Here is a 16225-nt window from a genome sequence, read left to right on the forward strand (position 1 = left end):
ATGAACGATCCGCATAGAAAAGGAGATGCCATTACGAATGGCATCTCCTTTTTCGAGTTTATGGGAACGTCCAAATCCCGGATATTAGGATCAAGTGAAATCAATTATATTGTACCATTTACAATAGTGTGTGTCACACAGTATAATATTTTCCAGGAGCTGATCATATGGCGGATGTAAATGAAACGATAACGGGTTTATTAAGCGAGCTGCGGCGAGGCACGATTGTCATTGGCGTGCTCAGTCAATTGTCCGAACCCCGGTATGGCTATTCTCTCGTACCCTTATTGGAGGAAAAAGGAATCGCCGTCGATCCCGGCACCTTGTACCCCTTGCTTCGCAGACTGGAAAAACAAGGGCTGCTCGAAAGCACATGGGATACAAATGAATCGCGTCCCCGTAAATACTATTTGCTCAGCCCTTTCGGGAAGAAAGTATATGAGGGGCTGTTCCAAGAGTGGCGCAAGCTAGTCGCCAACATGGAAGGCATTTTGACTGATCTTGGAGGAGGAGAGCAGCATGGAAGTAATTGACCGTTATATTTATGCGGTGACGCAGCGTCTGCCTGAGCAGCAAAGAGAGGATATTAAACGGGAATTGCAAAGCCTGATTGAAGATATGCTGGAGGAGCGCATGACGACCGGTCCAGCATCTAAAGAGGATGTCGAAAGCGTGCTGCTTGAGCTGGGCCCTCCGAATGAGCTGGCCGCGAAGTATCGCGGGTACGAGCGTTACTTGATCGGTCCGATGCTGATTGACGCTTACTTGACTACGCTAAAGATTGTGCTGGCCTCGATTGTCATAGGACTAACCGCGGTTTTCATCATCGATACATTCCTCTCACATTCGGGGAAGCTAGACCCGGTTACAAGCTACCTGGCCTCCCTAGTTACGGGTGCTGCGCAAGGATTCGCTTGGGTCACCGTTGTATTCGCTTGGATGGAGTATAGGCAGCGCGCCGGTAACGGCAGCAGGAATAAAACGTGGAGGCCCTCCGATTTGCCGTTGATTCCGGATGCAAAGTTGAAAATCAATAGGATCAGGCCAATCTTAAGCATCTTTTTTACCATTGCAGTCATGATGATCTGTCTCTATTTGACCGATCTGCTCGGGATTTGGAGAAACCGCGATGGCGTGTTCACGAGCGTTCCGTACCTGGACAACGATGTATTCCGACACTATTGGCCGCTTCTGTGGATCGTTGCCGCCCTTTCCATTACGAAGCAAATCGTCCGAATTATCGTGCGTTATAGATCGAGCAAGCTGCTGGCTTTCCATATCGTAATGACGATTATTACAACGATGCTTGTGTGCATCATGCTTTCGGATCAAACTCTATGGAATCCCCATTTCATCCGGGATTTGACCGCCTCGAACCTTATGCCCGCCGAAGGAGATAACTTCAAAACCCTAGTATCGACCTGGCCCAGGGTGAGCGAATGGCTCATAAACGCCATCGTGTTGTTTGCACTCCTCAATATCATAAGAGAGTCCCTTGCCTGGTACCGGGCAAAATCATCGTCCTCTCCAATCCCGCAAAAAAAGCCTCTTGTGTAGCGGCTCGGGTTGCTAGGCCCCCATTTTTCCGATTGTAGCCGGATAAGAAGGGGGCCCGGCAAATTTTCGACAATCCGACTGACCTCATAAGGTCAGTTTTTTTTATACGGCACTATCGACAAATGAATAGCTTCATTAACTTCACGTAAGTCGGGTTGACCATGTACCCTGTCGGGCTTACGGAATATCTCTTGCCCGTATCCAACCGCCGGATTCTTTCCATTTCCTCCTCGTTCAGCTCAAAGTCGAATATTTCGCTATTCTCTTTTATCCTTTGAGGATTCGACGATTTGGGGATAACAATAATCCCGCGCTCCAGGTGCCAGCGCAAAATGACTTGGGCGACCGACTTGCGATGACGATGGGCGATTGCGGACAGCTCCGGATGCTTCAGCAGCGCTTCGTTCCCCTGCCCCAACGGACCCCAGGCCTCATGCAGAATCCGATGACGAACCATATAATCATGCAATTCGCGCTGTGGAAATTGGGGATGGGTCTCTACCTGATTCACCAGCGGCGAAATCCGGGAATTCTTCTTGAGGTTCTCCAGATGCCGGATCTCGAAATTCGCTACACCTATGACTTTGATCCTGCCTTCGTCGTACAGCTCCTCCATGGCCTTCCAGGCTTCCACGTAATGAGGGCCGGCGAAATGAATCAAATACATATCGAGATACGTTACGTTCAGCCTCCGACAAGTCTGCTCGAATGCCTTTCTTGTCGTATGATACCCGAGATCAGTTGTCCACGCTTTGGAGGTAATGAAGAACTCCTCCCGAGGAATACCGCTTTTTGGGATAACTCGACCTAGCGCCCCTTCATTGCCGTAAATTTTCGCTGTATCGAAATGGCGATACCCGGTTCGAATTGCCTCTTCGACCGCCCTCTCGAAGTCTTCCCCGCTTTTGATCTTATATAGGCCGAATCCGAGTCGCGGAATGTTGACCCCGTTTGCCGCTTCGACTGTCTGATTCATTCGCGGTCTCCCCTCCCTGTTAATCGGGTTCGTTGATCCGATGCTTGTTCTTCACATGGCGCAAGCGCCTTCTCGATTTCATTCACCAGGTTTTTCAACAACTTCAGATTACTTGCGGAGTCCAGGCGATAATAGTTAAGGGTCCCTTCTTTACGAACGCTTATAATCTGCGCCTCTTTCAAAATTTTCAGATGATGCGATACGGCCGGCCGGGATAGGTGGGTTTTTACCCTGATCTCCCCTACGCGCATGCCGGGGTTTTGCGTCCCTTGAATCAAGGCCATGAGAATGGCTTGTCGGGTTTCGTCTCCGATCGCGTTCAACACCTTCTGATTGTTCTTAAATTCGATGGCGATAGCGGCCGCGCGCTCCTGATCCACGGAGGTCCCCTCCTTTCGTTTATTTGTTTAATCGTTTAATTCTTTTTACGGATCTAATGTACCACGATCTCGAACTAGGCGGCATTTCGGGAAAGAAAATAAAGAACCTTTTTTTTCCATAAGTGATACGAAATAAATAAAAAAGCCTCAAACCGCCCTATAAAGTCATCTTCACAGCAAATTTCGGTAGGCCACTACGCTCTTTTCGTCCAAAAATTTAGCCGTCATTAGGATACGGCTCCCCGCGCTGTTTGCAAAGGCAATTTTAAAGACCATCCAAAAGGATGGCCTTTAGAACCGTTCATCTATTTTAACTGCCTTTCTTCTTCGAGAGGTAATACAATCTGAACCGGCATGCCAAATGCGCTATATTTATGAGCGATAATACGGCAAGCCATAAAATTAGAGAGGACATGGTGGTCCATAGTCCAAACCAAGGCAATACTCGCCCGCCGCCAATAAAGGTAGCTATTGGCGACAAAAACAAGAGAATAAAAACGGGAATTATTCTTCCAATTGTTGAGATGATTAATTTTGCGGCCGTGATGCTTTTATTACTTCTCATTAAACGAATAAGTCCGGATACTCCCCAGAAAATCGTCGCAATGATCAAAAGAATCATCACGATCTCCAAGTTGCTGCTGTTAAGAATAGAAGCATCCGGATCTTGCCCATGAATAATCTTTACGATCCCGTCGGTAAAAGCCGCATAGTCGACAAACATATTTAATCCCGAATTAAACATCATCGTAATGCCCATCTGCTGATCCAAGTAGATTATCTCTTCCGACTTATACGTCCAGAAAATACCGCTATGGGAAATCGTCCGTCCCTCTTGTTCATCAGCGCCGGCAAGCCAACCCATTCCATACGAACTCATCTGTCCTGCTTCATGATACAGTTCCATAAGCTCCGGGGAAAGAAGACGGCCGCTGTATTGGGCAAGCATCCATTTAGCCATATCTTCGGCAGTGGAGACGATACCGGCAGGACCTTCAACAAACCATGACGGTTCATCTTGGCTTACAGGGCGGCCAAGTACGAGGTAATGCCCCCGAGGAATAGCCGGGTTATCATTAATTTGCTGAGTAGAACTGATATTCACGGTTTGACTCATGCCCAAAGGCTTTAATATTTGATTTGCTAGGTAATCGGAGAAATTCTGTCCGCTTATTCGCTCCACAAGTAGAGCCAAATATTCGTAATTCGGATTGTAATAGCTATAAGCTGTTCCGGGATCATGAGCAAGCCTAACCGCATCCAACGACCGGTTAATTTCTTGCAAGGACTGATATTGAGGGAATTTTGTCATGTCAGGATTCACTTTATCGTTTAAACCGCTTGTCTGATTGAGTAAGTTCCGGATCGTAATATCGCGAACACGTTTGTCCTTGGGCGACAGATCAGGAAAGTAGGATACGTAAGGCGCGTCAAGATCAATTAATCCTTTCTCCACCAATTGCAAAACAGCCAGCGCCGTAAATGATTTACTTAACGAAGCAATAGGGAAAGGGGTTGTACCGCCTATCACGCGGCCATCGGATAGTTCACCGAATCCTTGCGCATAGAAAACCTCATCGTTATTGGCGATCGCCAAGGCCGCACCCTTAATATGATTCGCTTTCATGTTTTTTGTTACGTAGTTATTAATCTTCTGCTGGATTTCAGCCTTGTTTTGGACTTCAGCGGCTGATGCCGGTTCAGCCATAAAGGAAACTGCTGACAACAAAAAGCAGAGCAAGCTCAACCCCATTTTCTTAAATACGATGAACATGTTTAGCACCCCTCATCACTTGATAAGGAAATGCTAATCGATAATTATCAACTATTTATCAACCCCGTCAAAAAACTGGCCGTTACTTGCCCGCCGCCGCTGGGACCATTATCTATTTGCAGATTCCCCTCATGCTTTTCGCACAGGATTTTGCAAGTATACAGTCCCATTCCGTGGTGTTCATTTGCATTCGAAACCTCTCCGCGATAAAAAGGCAGCATCGCCTTGTGAAGATCCGCTTCCGAAAAACCGGTGCCGTCGTCCAAAACCGTAATGGAGAGATAACCCATTTTGACGCAATAATGAATACGGACAAGTCCGGAAGCAAAGCGTGCTGCGTTCGCCGTAATATTCTCAAAGACTTGCAGCACCAGATGGGTATCAACAGATATGCTTTGAGAATCTGAAGCAATAGACGTGTTGAAGGTCCTGCCATATTGCCCAATTATTTGGCGTGCGCTCTCATTAAGCAGAGCGATGAGCTGATCCATTTCAATCGAGTGACTGTGTATCGGCATGTCCTCCATCTTCTGAATGGAACTCATCGCTTCCGTGTACTTTTCAAGTCGTACAATATGTACACTCATGGTCTGAATCATGTCCAGGAGCTTTTCCTCGGATATTTTGTTTTGGGGTAGATAGGTGCTTAGAAACTCGAAATTTCCTTTCAGGACAGACAGAGGCGTTCTTAAGTCATGTGCAAAAATAGCGTTCAGTTGCTTGCGTTCCTCAATCGACCGCCATAATGTTGTATAGTTCTTCTCGAGTTGTCCGCGCATGATTTCAAATGCACGGCATAGTTCGCCCATCTCATCCTTACCGTCATACGAAATTCGAAATCCCAGATCGTCCGAAGAAATTTTTTCAGATGCTTTCATCAAGATATCTAGCGGTTTTCTTAGTTTCCAACGGTAAAAAAGGCTGGCCATTAGAACAATACCGACTGCAACGGTTAACAGGACCAACGCTATTAACGAGGGTAGTATCCAGTCGTTTGCTTCTGAATGCGCAGCATAACGCTGTCGTAAGCTTTCAGCCCATTGAAACTCCACTACAATAACGGCTAAAACCGCGATCAGCATAAGACAGCCTAAAAAGATGAAGGACTGAAGCAAACTCATCCGCTTCAACTGCAGCCAATTCATGATTTTCGCCATCTGTAACCTACTCCCCAGACCGTCTCGATCCTATCATCGCAGCCATGCTCTTTCAATTTGTAACGAATTTTTCTAACGTGTTCTACGATTACGGCGCTGTCTCCCTCATCATCAATTCCCCATACTTTCTCGAAAATACGTTCTTTGTCGAACACCATGCCTGGATGTGTAGACAACAACTCTATAATATCAAACTCTTTTTTGGCCAAGGGAATTCGTTCGTCGCGGAAGTAAAGTGCACGGGCTGAATAATCAATCACCAAATCTTCGCTAAATTTGACGGACGTTTTATGCTGACTTCGTATTTCCCGGCGCAGGTGCGCCTCTATCCTTGCGCCTAATTCATGAATACTGAACGGTTTTTGAATATAATCGTCTCCGCCCGCACGAAAACCCGATATTTTATCCGTATCCTCCACACGGGCGGTTAAAAATAAAATAGGGCAGGATATAAAGTTCCTGATTTTTCTGCATAGTTCAAGACCATCCATCTCCGGCATGTTTATGTCAAGCAAAATTAGATCCGGATGCTCTTCAATTTGCCGAATCGCCTCATGACTGTTTTGGGCGGCCATCACAACATACCCGTTTATTTCAAGGTAATCCGTGAGCAGCTTGCGGAGATCGGGTTCGTCGTCTACAATCAGAATCTTAGTTGTATGCCTGCGGTGCTTTTCCATTGAATCATTTCCCCCCAGTACCCATCCTCCCCGAAATGGGGTAAGGATAAAATTCCGTTCTAGTTGTGATACGGTTCAGCTTAACGAGTCTATCGGCGAAAACATTTATTCAAGAAAAACCGGAGGCGCTGCCCCCGGTCCTCTTCAGGCTGTACATATATCCGAGCGTAATATTGCCTCCCGCGAAATGAAGATCGTCCGTTACCCGCGATGGTTGTCCGGAGCGAGCTGCTTCTCCAAGAGCAGCTCCGCAGCATTCCGAAAATACTCCGGATCAAACTCGGACCTATCCAAGTAGCTCTTCATGACGAATCCGTCATACAACATTCTCAGCTGCGCAGTCAGCTCCTCAGGCTCTCGTGCCCCGCCTTCCCTTGCAAGCTCTAGAACCCGAGACCAGAAACTCCTCTGAATGCCCAGCAATTTGATGTGGGCGGGGTGATCCGGATCCGGGAATTCGACCGCCGCGTTCAAGAACGGACACCCCCGGTAATCCGGCATTCCCATCTGTTCGGTCACATCGCGAATGAGGGTGTCGAGCTGTTCCTTAGGGGAGTTCGGATGCAGCTGCCTCAGTCTTTCCAGTTTTTCTACTTTTAGTTCATCCCTAGATTCGAGATAAGCAACCGCCAGATCATCTTTCGTCGCGAAACTTCGATAAAAGCTTGCCTTGGCAACGCCGGACTCCTTGATAATCCGATCGATGCCGACCGCCCGTATTCCCTCCATGTAAAACAATTCGGAGGCGACCCGAAGTATACGATCTCTAGCCGATTCTTTTTGCATATTCGACCCCCGTCTCTATAGTTTTGGAAAAGGTTTGGAAAAAAGTGTGTTGACATGAGACAGATCTGTCTGTATTATTTTCATCGTAAAGAGACAGACCTGTCTACTCCATTATATGAAATCCTCTCGCCTCCTGTCAATCGAGCGAGTAGTGAGAAAGGGGAACATTCTATGCCCAATACACTTTCGGACGCTTCCGCCCAGGTCGTGCGGACTCGCGATCCCGTCTCCAAAGGAGACGGACGCAGATCGCGTCTGATGCTGCCGGCTCTGCTTTTGCCAGTATTTATGGCCGTGTCGAACGCGTTCATCGTGAACGTAGCCACGCCTTCGATCCAGAAAGGGCTCGGGGCCAGCTTCGCCGATGTACAATTCATGCTTACCGGGTATACGCTTACGTTCGCCGTTCTGCTGATTATCGGCGCCCGGCTGGGCGATCGGTTTGGACGCCGGAGAATGCTGTTCATCGGGGTGGCCTTATTCACGATCGCTTCTCTGTTATGCGGCGTATCTGCCCACGTCACTCTGCTCATTGCGTCGCGCGTTGTGCAAGGCGTCGGCGCCGCTCTGTTTATGCCACAGATCTTATCCCTCATTCAAGCCAATTATCCTCCGGAACGTCGGGGTGCGATCTTCGGCATGTATGGAGCGACCCAGGGAATCGCGGCGACGGCCGGGCAGATAATCGGCGGGCTGCTTCTCCGTATGAATTTGTGGGATCTGGATTGGAGAGCGGTATTCCTGATCAGCGTCCTGCTCGGGGCTCTCATCTTAGCCCTGATTCCGTTTATTCCGGAATCCGGCTCGCCGGATCGTGCCCGACTGGATTGGATTGGAGCCGCACTCGCCGCGGCCGGCTTGCTGATGCTCGTCTATCCGCTCGTGCAGGGACAGCGTCAAGGATGGCCCGCCGGCCTCGTCGTCAGTTTGCTCTTGTCGGCTCCTGTGTTGGTTTTGTTCGCCTGGTACGAACGGCGACTGCTGCGCCGCGACCGGCTCCCATTTATGAATGTCGATCTCTTCAGACATAAGGTTTTCACGTCCGGCATTCTCGTCGTGCTGCTGTTGATGTCGACACAGGGCGCCTTCTTCCTTGTCTCCGCCTACATGCTTCAGCTTGGACTTCATTTCTCGGCTCTGCAAGCAGGCCTTGTAATCGGATCGATGGGAATAGGCTACTTCCTCGCATCGCTGTTCTCTTCCCGAGTCACTGCGAAGCTTGGAGCCCATGTGCTGACCGTCGGTTCCATCTTGACGACAGCCGGTTACCTGCTGCTTAGCTGGGCGGTCCGAACGACCGGAATTTCATTCGATATCGGCGTGTGGATCCCGGCTCTAGCTGTGCTCGGCATCGGTCAAGGCTTAGTCGCCGCGCCACTGACGAATATCGTTTTGGCGAAAATCCGCACAACGGACATCGGCTCCGCATCCGGTGTCATGACAACCAGCATACAGATCGCCTCTACGATCGGAATCGCCCTGATCGGCATCGTTTGGCTCAGCGCTCTTGAAGCCCATACCGGCTCGGTATCCGCCTATCCCGACGCGTTTAACATTTGCCTAAATGTGCTGGCCGCCGTCACTGTGCTCATCCTGCCGCTGGCATTGATGCTGGCGGGGCGAAACGGAGCCCAGAAATGAAGCCCTCCGCGCAACGAGGCACTGAAGAACTTGCTTCATCTTGCCATCCGTCGCTAATGGAGATTACAAAAAAGACATCCGCTTTGAATTTCAGAGCGGATGTCTTTTGGTTTTTGGGCATTTATCGTCCTGTGTATAGTAGAGTGCCACATCTCAATTTCGAACCATCAATATGGCCGATTCCACATGTCTTGGGTGCAGACTTTTAGGATTTTCATGGTTAAATGCTTAAAAGCGAAATTGCGAATCACTCTTGTATTATACATATTTGGTAAAATACTGTATATTGTTTTAGATAGGATTAGAATGGTTCGATCTATGTAAACCATTCTCAATACTCTGGGGGATTATCATGAGGATTATAAAAAGAACTATTCTACTAGTAATTAGCTTATTATTTTTATTCATAGGGTCTATTATTGTCTTTATGAATTTGAGAGCTGAAAAATTAGAAAATGAAGTACGAAGTTATCTAACATCCAAAGGATACGAAGAACATCAAATCCAAAAAATTGATGGTAAGATATCAATTCAGCCTGTATATCAAGTTGTAGTTATATTTACTGATGAACCGAATGTAACTTACTGCTATGGGTCAAAAAAGTATTACTCCATTCTTCCTTCAAAAGGAGAAGATAAAGTATTTCAATTAAGTGTTACTCGTTTCATTGATCAAAACTACGAGTATAAGCACATCGAACCTAATGTTAAGGAACAACTTAAATGAGAACTAGTGGGGATGGTTTTAACTTAGAGTTGGTCGTTGAGAATATTAAGCATTTAGTTTCACTTTGGTTCGTTGTCCTCCCGGATCGTGGGGACGCGTGATAGTGGCCAGGCGTGCGCAGCGATCCGCAGGAGCGCCGGACGCCAACGAGGAGGGAACAATAATGAAAAAAAAATTAACTGTCATTGCGATCACTGTAGGTATTATCGGATGCAGTCTTTTAACCGCCGGAGTAGCTTTCGGGGACGTAGACCCCATCAAAAATCTGAATAACTTAAAGTCAGCGTTTGAATCAAATAAAAAGAAATTAAACGAGATGCCGAATCAAACACCAGAAGAAATTGAGGCTACCGTTAGAGCTGGTAAAGAACCCAAGGATTTAGGTAAGGAAGTAGCAAAAAAAGAGCAAATTGCTGATCCCGATGGTGAAGCTAAATTTGCAAATCAACTTAAAAGTTATATCGCTGGTATGAAGGATTCGGTAAGTGAACTAAAACACATGGCGGAAGAGACAAAAGATAGTAAGTATCTGAAGAAAGCTGAAGAGCTTGAGAAAAAAATTGCTAGGTATGAACAAGAACAACAAGCTTATCTAAAAAAAGAAGGAAAAACAGTGAAAGAATTACGTAAAGAATTAGATATTCCAGCGTATTAATCCAGGAAATTTAAAACAACAAAAACAACTATGAAGAATCATTTTTTTGATCTCTTCATAGTTGTTTTGTTATCGCACAAAAAAATAAATATCACGCAGTCGAGCTCATTACTAGACTGAAATAGCGGGAGGTGTTTTTGCGTAAAGCAGACCGCCTCTCCCGTTAGTACACGCTATGGGCAATTAGATATACCTTTATTTATCACTGGAACTCTATTGAATTCGACATAATTAATCCCAAAAATTCTTCAAGAGTATTGGCCACTTTATCAACTTCTTCGAATTCGGGCTCATAGCCGCGTACAATAGCACCTTTATCATGGGTTAAATCAATCGCATAGAAGGAATATCCACCGTCAACTGACATAACTATCGGCAAGTAATGATCCCACCACGCAGTTATTTCCGATTTCCAACTATCGTCATTCACCGCTGCCTCTAAACTGAGTAATTCATATTCATTCCATTTAAACGCGATATCCGAACTATTATTGAACTCATCCTCACAAATAAACCAAGTCTTCTCATTTGGTGTCATACATTTTTCAACCACACTTAAAAAATTCAAATATTCATTTGGGATTTCTTTATATCTAGATACAATGCTGCTATCTAAATTTAATTGAAACCCGGATTTTTCGATTATATCCCAACCGTTTTCTTTAGCCCAAATAATAAATTCGCCCATTTTTTTGTCCATATTCATCACCCCCTAAAATATTCCACGCGCCCACCCCATTTTCCTAGGTTCCCACAACATTATTTTCGCCGTCACTTTGGTTACGGTCAGCTTAACGCTCTTTCGTCCAGCCGTTCGTGTTCATTAGATTCCTTCGCTTAACAAGTATAAGAGATGGAAATGAAGTCCAATCTAAACTATCTGTTATGCAAGGAGATCAGCACATGACATATGGAGAAATTTTATTTCGTACGGCAGCGTCCTTCGTTGCTCTACTCGTTTTGACGCGTCTGCTCGGTAAAAAACAAGTCGGACATCTAACGTTTTTCAATTATGTAACAGGGATCACCTTCGGCTCCACCACTGCGGAAATTATCGTCAACAGACAAATCACGCTGCTGCAAGGAATATCCAGCTTGGTCTTATGGTCGCTCTTGACGTTCATCATCGCATTGACCGGATTGCGCTCCGTCAAAGCTCGTGAGATTCTCGACGGCCAGCCTACGATTCTCATCAAAAAAGGAATGATTTTGGAAAAGGCATTGGCTAAACAGCACCTCAACATCGACGATTTAAGCATGCTGCTTCGGAACAAGGATGTCTTCTCGCCCGAAGAAGTCGAAATTGCAATTCTGGAACCTGACGGTAAACTCAGTGTGTTGAGAAAAGAAGAACTACTGCCTGCAACAAAAAAAGATATAAAAGCAACCGTTACGCCTGTTCAAAAAATCCCGACTGAACTTATCGTTGACGGCAAAATCGTAGAAAAAAATCTTATCAAAATGGATGTCTCCGCTGCCTGGCTCAATCAACAATTAAAGAAAGCCGGCATTCATTCTTTGGATCAAGTATTTTACGCAGAGCTCCAATTGGACGGGACGCTCTATATCGACAAATACCAGGATTCGATGCCATAAAAAGACCCGGCAGCGACTACTTGAGTTCAACCCAACCTTCAACAACCTTAGAATTGGCCCCTCTCAACTAAAAAAACGGAGGGGCTTTTACTTCTGCAAGCATAAGCCCTTTCTCAAGGTACCACATCATGCTATCGCACAAAACTTGCAACTACTTATGATACGGTTCACCGCGGCAAGTGCTTCGGCAACGAAGAAAAAGGGGGTGATTTACTTTAGAAGTATACTATCACAAATGAGGTTAATATTTACTTCTATCATGCCGATATATACTTTAATTCTTTTGGCAGTTGACTTCACTCGGGCTGATGTCTCTCATGGCGGGGATACCTGTTCTGTTTGATAATTAATATTTGAAGGATTTCTTAACAAGGAAGCGAAGGAGCATAAATGAATTATGAGGAGATTAAAGGTTTTATTGTTTTTGTTTATTACAGGAGTAGTAATTGTCGGCTGCAACTCACAGTCCAAATCAGGTAATTATGAGACTGTAACGTTTAATGGATTGGAGTTCAGTATTCCTAAGGAGTGGACCCAAACTCCGATAGAAAATTCTAAAGACCAAATATCGTATAAACCAGATTTCGGAAAAGACAAGTACGGATTTTTTTATATTTATTCGTACCCTTATCCAAGAAATGTGTATAAAAGCAAGTTCATTGACTGGGAAAAGAACACATATAAAGGTATCTTTGCACTGAGTGATGAAACGAAGCTCAATAAAAATATGACTGTGTTGACCTATAAAACAAACTTTAACGCAATTAAAAATGCTCAACTCCCTGATCAGGTCGTGCAAATTATAGTCATCGATGATGTTGATCGTGTACTGGAGGTTTCAATGGATATACCAAGAGATTATTTTGAACAAAACCCATCTATTTTCAAGCACATTCAAGACAGCTTAACTATTAGTAAATAATTAGCATTCACAGCTTACTTTAAAATAAAGTTAGGATATAAGAGGAGTTAAAGGAGTGCAGCAACCTGGAGAAACAGATCAACAGTATGAACTGAGACTAAGAAGTAAGGTAAGGAAGCTCGGTATATCGCTGATGATTTTGGGGGCTGTTTATATAGCTGGCATGTCTTGGTATGAATTGTATCCTTTTTGATCCATGCCGATCTTTTTATGCCCGAGGACAAGCTGCGCCATGTTCCACATAGCGTCAATAAGACCTTTATCATGAAGGACATTATTTATTTTCAGCAGCAAGAAGGCCACCGATATTGGTGGTCTTCGATGTTTACTCCGTTAGAGTAATAACCTGACAGAAGGCAGAACTAATTGGCGTAATAGCTAATGAGAAGGCTCCGCCGGCTAGAGGTTCATCCATAACTGGAAATGATGTTCCTGCAACAACTTCACCATTCGCTAAATGCAAATAAACTTCGGTTTTACCTTTGGACTTGGCGTTACCACTATCGATGATACAGCTCACCGCGCTGTCTATAACGGCAAGTTTTTGGGCCATCCTTGGCGGGATGGCCCTTTCTTTGATTCGCTTTGATCACGCCTTTCAGGTTCTTACTTGGATTCGATACGACCTAACGGATTGGCGTTCTCCTCCAGAGCTTTCCGGGCTGCCAGCCAGCTGGAATCGTCGAGATTGAGCGCATCGCGAAGGTAAGACCACGTGAGCTGCCGGAGCAAAGCAACTCGTTCGGGGTTCTCGTCCGTAGTTTCCGCGACGTTGTACCCGGCAATTCCGCCAAGAGAGTGTTCTGCCCCAAAGAGGGTGAGCAGGCTCTTGCTGCCTGGACTCAGGAAATAGGGGTCGGTGAACCAGTCCGGCCCCCGAGTGGACAGCAGGGATTGGTCATGATCCCCCGCCACCACCAGGGTCGGCGTCCTCATGTCGGAGAAGCTCGGGTTCATAAATGGGAAGTGCTCTGCCGCGAACGGAGTCAAGTCATCCCCACCCAGTCCGGTCGTGGCAAGCAATACGCCCGCCTTGATACGCGAGTCGGACATGTTCTCTCCCGGTTCGCCGTGGGCATCGAGGACGCGCGCACCGAGCAGCATGCTGACCGTTTGACCTCCCCACGAGTGTCCGGCTGCGGCAATACGGCTTCGATCGAGACGTCCGCTGAGGCCTGGAACGGAAGCTTCAATATGATCAAGTTGGTCAAGGATGAGCTTCAGGTCTTCGACGCGGAAACGCCAGATCAGGGGTGTACGGGGATCGTCAGGAGGAAGATTCAGCGTCCTCGAGTCGAGATGGGTGGGTTGAATGACCACGAAGCCACGAGCGGCCCAGTGGTCGACTAACGGACCGTAGCCATCCAACGACCAACCAAAGCCATGCGAGAAAATAATAATAGGCAATTGGCTCCCCATCGCTGGCGCTGATACCCGCACTTGCAAATCCTCACCGCGGCCCGGGGCTGACAGCACTACCGGCTTTATCGAGATGACTGGAGTAGAAGTACTTACGTTCATTTCCATAATAAATGTTCCTTTCTTGGTCTTCTCAATATCAGTTTAGGTTGACGTGTCAACCCAAAGCAACTGTAGCATATTGAAGTTGACACGTCAACCATGCTATTATGTTCCCATGGATAAGAGCGAACTAAACAAAGAAGAATTGAGATTATGGTATATGTGGAAAGGCTCCTTTCACAGCATCTTCGGTCGCGTAATAAAAGAGATGTCCGAGCACACCGGACTATCAGAGGGCGATTATGGGATATTGGACCGTTTAGACCTTCTGGGGGACGGCAGCCTTCGCCAACAGGAGCTGGCCGAATCAATGGACTGGGATAAGAGTCGATTGTCACATCATCTGACGCGGATGGAAAAACGCAAACTTGTGATGAGGAAACCATTAGACACAGATCGCGGTGTTCAAGTCATCATCACTACCGTTGGAAAATCGGCATTGGATGATGCCCGTCCCATCGTCTCCAAGGCAATACGCAAACATTTTCTTGATCAATTAACCGATCAAGACATTGAATCGATTACTAAGCTGGCGGAAAGAACAAAAAACAGGGGCTAAAGAGTCATGTATTGCTCTCCGGTAGCTGATACTTTTCCTCGAAAAGAATTGCCCAAGTTAGGGTTAAAACACAGATCTGCGTGTCATCCTAAATATGCCCAGTCATTCCTTCTTCCTCTTACATAAATTGGAGCATTAAAAAAGAGGAGTTGATACTGTGGTACGCATCCTTGATAAAGCGGCCGTCCAGCCGCGTAGTCGCTTCAACCCGGCCAAATCGTTTACTATTCGACGTTCCCCGCAAAAATCCGGCATAGCAACAATCCCGATCCGGATTCCGGCGAATTCTCAACCGAACCGGGTAGATTTGGTGGCATCCGTTGGTGTCAGAGGCGTCACAGGCATTGGGCAAATTCTCTTCAGAGTCTTTCGCGGTAATACAGAAATTTTCAACACACAGCAAGGTATCGAATCTACGGGTTCAGAGCAAAATTATATCGTTACCTTCCAAGCTGAAGATAGAAATGTAAAAGCAGGTACTCATTCTTACACAGTCACGGCGGAAAACCGCACTGCAAATACAAGAGTAGATGTTGTAGGGCCAATCTCATTTAGCGGGCTGGCTGTTAAAACCAGAAACTAATCTGCGGCTCCCTGTCCTTCACGAAGGTGACAGCACCAAGCCTTTAAGTCGCTTTACCGTCGCCTTGCGACCCGCTACGATAAATTGGCGTGTACGTTCAAGGCATTTTTGACGTTGTTTCCATTATGGCAGGGTTCCCCGCGCTGTCTGTAACGGCACGTTATACGGCCATCCTTAGCGGGATGGCCTTTTGTAAACCAAGACTTGTCTCCCTCAGAATAATAAAGAAGCCGCGATTTACGCGGCACTTAATGAGATAAAGTTTAAAATGTATTATATATATTTTCACATTCTTCCGCGGTCGGTTCATAAAAACAGTGCTTCTTCCATCGTCCTGCGAGCGGCTGATTATACCAAGTTTCCGGACAGGGTCCGGGATTTTCGAACGTTCCCGGACGGAAATACCACAGGGAGAATTTACCTGGCCAATTCCGTTCCCCATTCACAGCCCGCCGTGCCAGACGGCGTTCCCTATCTCTTGCATTTTGATAATACAGACCATGCTGCAATGCTTCGAACGCATGCGGCTGGTTGATCATTTGGGGAATTGTCCGGATTCCTTTAAAATCGGAGCAATTCCCTCTCACTCGGTTAATGCCGACATTTCCAACAAGGAGCATGCCCATTTCACCTTCGGTCTCAGCTTCGGCTCGAAGCAACCTTGCCAACATATTAATATCCTGGTCCCTGGCTTTTACGACTGCCATTGGA

Annotated in this window: 19 protein-coding genes; 9 read left to right on the plus strand and 10 right to left on the minus strand. The window is 46.4% G+C overall.

The annotated features are described in order from the left end of the window. The first annotated feature begins 167 nt into the window (after nucleotides 1-167). Entirely contained in the window at nucleotides 168-533 is a 366-nt protein-coding gene (locus PCH01S_RS18620) for a PadR family transcriptional regulator (RefSeq protein ID WP_042231694.1), read from the plus strand. Next, nucleotides 520-1557 (plus strand): HAAS signaling domain-containing protein, encoded by a 1038-nt coding sequence (locus tag PCH01S_RS18625; protein WP_042231697.1) that lies wholly within the window; start codon nucleotides 520-522, stop codon nucleotides 1555-1557. The genes PCH01S_RS18620 and PCH01S_RS18625 overlap by 14 nt, the downstream gene beginning before the upstream one ends. Nucleotides 1558-1669: 112 nt before the next feature. Here the strand turns inward: PCH01S_RS18625 and PCH01S_RS18630 are convergent, their stop codons facing one another. The 6 genes from PCH01S_RS18630 to PCH01S_RS18655 all read right to left on the minus strand — a co-directional run bounded on the left by PCH01S_RS18630 (nucleotide 1670) and on the right by PCH01S_RS18655 (nucleotide 7310). Next, a complete protein-coding gene (locus tag PCH01S_RS18630) occupies nucleotides 1670-2533 on the minus strand; it encodes an aldo/keto reductase (RefSeq protein ID WP_042231698.1) in 864 nt (287 codons plus the stop codon). Continuing rightward, nucleotides 2530-2913: an ArsR/SmtB family transcription factor gene (locus PCH01S_RS18635; RefSeq protein WP_042231701.1), complete on the minus strand. Its 384-nt coding sequence runs from the start codon at nucleotides 2911-2913 to the stop codon at nucleotides 2530-2532. Before PCH01S_RS18635 ends, PCH01S_RS18630 begins: the two co-directional genes overlap by 4 nt. A 310-nt stretch (nucleotides 2914-3223) precedes the next feature. Then, nucleotides 3224-4687, minus strand: coding sequence for a serine hydrolase domain-containing protein (locus PCH01S_RS18640; protein WP_042231704.1), 1464 nt, complete (start codon nucleotides 4685-4687; stop codon nucleotides 3224-3226). Nucleotides 4688-4734: 47 nt separating this feature from the next. Beyond that, entirely contained in the window at nucleotides 4735-5844 is a 1110-nt protein-coding gene (locus tag PCH01S_RS18645) for a HAMP domain-containing sensor histidine kinase (protein WP_042231705.1), read from the minus strand. Continuing rightward, complete coding sequence (locus PCH01S_RS18650; protein WP_042231708.1) at nucleotides 5829-6524, minus strand: response regulator transcription factor; 696 nt, start codon at nucleotides 6522-6524, stop codon at nucleotides 5829-5831. Before PCH01S_RS18650 ends, PCH01S_RS18645 begins: the two co-directional genes overlap by 16 nt. 201 nt (nucleotides 6525-6725) lie before the next feature. Further along, nucleotides 6726-7310: a TetR/AcrR family transcriptional regulator gene (locus PCH01S_RS18655; RefSeq protein WP_042231709.1), complete on the minus strand. Its 585-nt coding sequence runs from the start codon at nucleotides 7308-7310 to the stop codon at nucleotides 6726-6728. A gap of 171 nt (nucleotides 7311-7481) precedes the next feature. Here PCH01S_RS18655 and PCH01S_RS18660 point away from each other — a divergent pair, with 171 nt between their 5' ends. From PCH01S_RS18660 to PCH01S_RS18670, 3 genes are all read left to right on the plus strand, one after another. Continuing rightward, nucleotides 7482-8951, plus strand: coding sequence for an MFS transporter (locus PCH01S_RS18660; protein WP_053228751.1), 1470 nt, complete (start codon nucleotides 7482-7484; stop codon nucleotides 8949-8951). Nucleotides 8952-9303: 352 nt separating this feature from the next. Then, entirely contained in the window at nucleotides 9304-9678 is a 375-nt protein-coding gene (locus PCH01S_RS18665) for a DUF3139 domain-containing protein (RefSeq protein WP_042231712.1), read from the plus strand. Nucleotides 9679-9841: 163 nt separating this feature from the next. After that, the gene (locus PCH01S_RS18670; RefSeq protein ID WP_042231714.1) at nucleotides 9842-10333 is read left to right on the plus strand and encodes a hypothetical protein; all 492 of its coding nucleotides are present in this window, start codon (nucleotides 9842-9844) and stop codon (nucleotides 10331-10333) included. Between the two features lie 202 nt (nucleotides 10334-10535). Here PCH01S_RS18670 and PCH01S_RS18675 read toward each other — a convergent pair whose 3' ends face one another. Continuing rightward, nucleotides 10536-11033, minus strand: coding sequence for an SMI1/KNR4 family protein (locus tag PCH01S_RS18675; RefSeq protein WP_042231717.1), 498 nt, complete (start codon nucleotides 11031-11033; stop codon nucleotides 10536-10538). Between the two features lie 203 nt (nucleotides 11034-11236). Here PCH01S_RS18675 and PCH01S_RS18680 point away from each other — a divergent pair, with 203 nt between their 5' ends. Together PCH01S_RS18680 and PCH01S_RS18685 are read left to right on the plus strand one after the other, a co-directional pair. Further along, nucleotides 11237-11929, plus strand: coding sequence for a YetF domain-containing protein (locus tag PCH01S_RS18680; RefSeq protein WP_042231720.1), 693 nt, complete (start codon nucleotides 11237-11239; stop codon nucleotides 11927-11929). Nucleotides 11930-12326: 397 nt separating this feature from the next. Further along, on the plus strand, nucleotides 12327-12851 hold the full coding sequence (locus PCH01S_RS18685; protein ID WP_042231723.1) for a hypothetical protein: 525 nt from the start codon (nucleotides 12327-12329) through the stop codon (nucleotides 12849-12851). Between the two features lie 325 nt (nucleotides 12852-13176). Here PCH01S_RS18685 and PCH01S_RS30545 read toward each other — a convergent pair whose 3' ends face one another. Both PCH01S_RS30545 and PCH01S_RS18690 read right to left on the minus strand, forming a co-directional pair. Next, entirely contained in the window at nucleotides 13177-13404 is a 228-nt protein-coding gene (locus PCH01S_RS30545; protein WP_129112441.1) for a hypothetical protein, read from the minus strand. 53 nt (nucleotides 13405-13457) lie between these two features. Continuing rightward, nucleotides 13458-14378: an alpha/beta hydrolase family protein gene (locus PCH01S_RS18690; protein WP_042231725.1), complete on the minus strand. Its 921-nt coding sequence runs from the start codon at nucleotides 14376-14378 to the stop codon at nucleotides 13458-13460. Nucleotides 14379-14487: 109 nt separating this feature from the next. Between PCH01S_RS18690 and PCH01S_RS18695 the strand changes: the two genes are divergently transcribed. After that, on the plus strand, nucleotides 14488-14931 hold the full coding sequence (locus tag PCH01S_RS18695) for a MarR family winged helix-turn-helix transcriptional regulator (RefSeq protein ID WP_042231728.1): 444 nt from the start codon (nucleotides 14488-14490) through the stop codon (nucleotides 14929-14931). Between the two features lie 157 nt (nucleotides 14932-15088). Next, nucleotides 15089-15514 carry a hypothetical protein gene (locus tag PCH01S_RS18700; protein ID WP_042231730.1) on the plus strand — a complete coding sequence of 142 codons (426 nt, stop codon included), beginning with the start codon at nucleotides 15089-15091 and terminating at the stop codon, nucleotides 15512-15514. A gap of 263 nt (nucleotides 15515-15777) precedes the next feature. Here PCH01S_RS18700 and PCH01S_RS18705 read toward each other — a convergent pair whose 3' ends face one another. Beyond that, nucleotides 15778-16221 carry a cell wall hydrolase gene (locus PCH01S_RS18705; protein WP_042231732.1) on the minus strand — a complete coding sequence of 148 codons (444 nt, stop codon included), beginning with the start codon at nucleotides 16219-16221 and terminating at the stop codon, nucleotides 15778-15780. Nucleotides 16222-16225: the final 4 nt, after the last annotated feature.

The sequence above is a fragment of the Paenibacillus chitinolyticus NBRC 15660 genome (assembly GCF_000739915.1).
Lineage (GTDB): Bacteria > Bacillota > Bacilli > Paenibacillales > NBRC-103111 > Paenibacillus_F > Paenibacillus_F chitinolyticus.

What these genes read in the sequence shown, in the direction of transcription:
- PCH01S_RS18620 (WP_042231694.1), top strand. Translation starts at nt 168, where the DNA reads ATGGCGGATGTAAATGAAACGATAACGGGTTTATTAAGCGAGCTGCGG.
- PCH01S_RS18625 (WP_042231697.1), top strand. Translation starts at nt 520, where the DNA reads ATGGAAGTAATTGACCGTTATATTTATGCGGTGACGCAGCGTCTGCCT.
- PCH01S_RS18630 (WP_042231698.1), bottom strand. Translation starts at nt 2,533, where the DNA reads ATGAATCAGACAGTCGAAGCGGCAAACGGGGTCAACATTCCGCGACTC.
- PCH01S_RS18640 (WP_042231704.1), bottom strand. Translation starts at nt 4,687, where the DNA reads ATGTTCATCGTATTTAAGAAAATGGGGTTGAGCTTGCTCTGCTTTTTG.
- PCH01S_RS18645 (WP_042231705.1), bottom strand. Translation starts at nt 5,844, where the DNA reads ATGGCGAAAATCATGAATTGGCTGCAGTTGAAGCGGATGAGTTTGCTT.
- PCH01S_RS18650 (WP_042231708.1), bottom strand. Translation starts at nt 6,524, where the DNA reads ATGGAAAAGCACCGCAGGCATACAACTAAGATTCTGATTGTAGACGAC.
- PCH01S_RS18655 (WP_042231709.1), bottom strand. Translation starts at nt 7,310, where the DNA reads ATGCAAAAAGAATCGGCTAGAGATCGTATACTTCGGGTCGCCTCCGAA.
- PCH01S_RS18660 (WP_053228751.1), top strand. Translation starts at nt 7,482, where the DNA reads ATGCCCAATACACTTTCGGACGCTTCCGCCCAGGTCGTGCGGACTCGC.
- PCH01S_RS18665 (WP_042231712.1), top strand. Translation starts at nt 9,304, where the DNA reads ATGAGGATTATAAAAAGAACTATTCTACTAGTAATTAGCTTATTATTT.
- PCH01S_RS18670 (WP_042231714.1), top strand. Translation starts at nt 9,842, where the DNA reads ATGAAAAAAAAATTAACTGTCATTGCGATCACTGTAGGTATTATCGGA.
- PCH01S_RS18675 (WP_042231717.1), bottom strand. Translation starts at nt 11,033, where the DNA reads ATGGACAAAAAAATGGGCGAATTTATTATTTGGGCTAAAGAAAACGGT.
- PCH01S_RS18680 (WP_042231720.1), top strand. Translation starts at nt 11,237, where the DNA reads ATGACATATGGAGAAATTTTATTTCGTACGGCAGCGTCCTTCGTTGCT.
- PCH01S_RS18685 (WP_042231723.1), top strand. Translation starts at nt 12,327, where the DNA reads ATGAGGAGATTAAAGGTTTTATTGTTTTTGTTTATTACAGGAGTAGTA.
- PCH01S_RS30545 (WP_129112441.1), bottom strand. Translation starts at nt 13,404, where the DNA reads ATGGCCCAAAAACTTGCCGTTATAGACAGCGCGGTGAGCTGTATCATC.
- PCH01S_RS18690 (WP_042231725.1), bottom strand. Translation starts at nt 14,378, where the DNA reads ATGGAAATGAACGTAAGTACTTCTACTCCAGTCATCTCGATAAAGCCG.
- PCH01S_RS18695 (WP_042231728.1), top strand. Translation starts at nt 14,488, where the DNA reads ATGGATAAGAGCGAACTAAACAAAGAAGAATTGAGATTATGGTATATG.
- PCH01S_RS18705 (WP_042231732.1), bottom strand. Translation starts at nt 16,221, where the DNA reads ATGGCAGTCGTAAAAGCCAGGGACCAGGATATTAATATGTTGGCAAGG.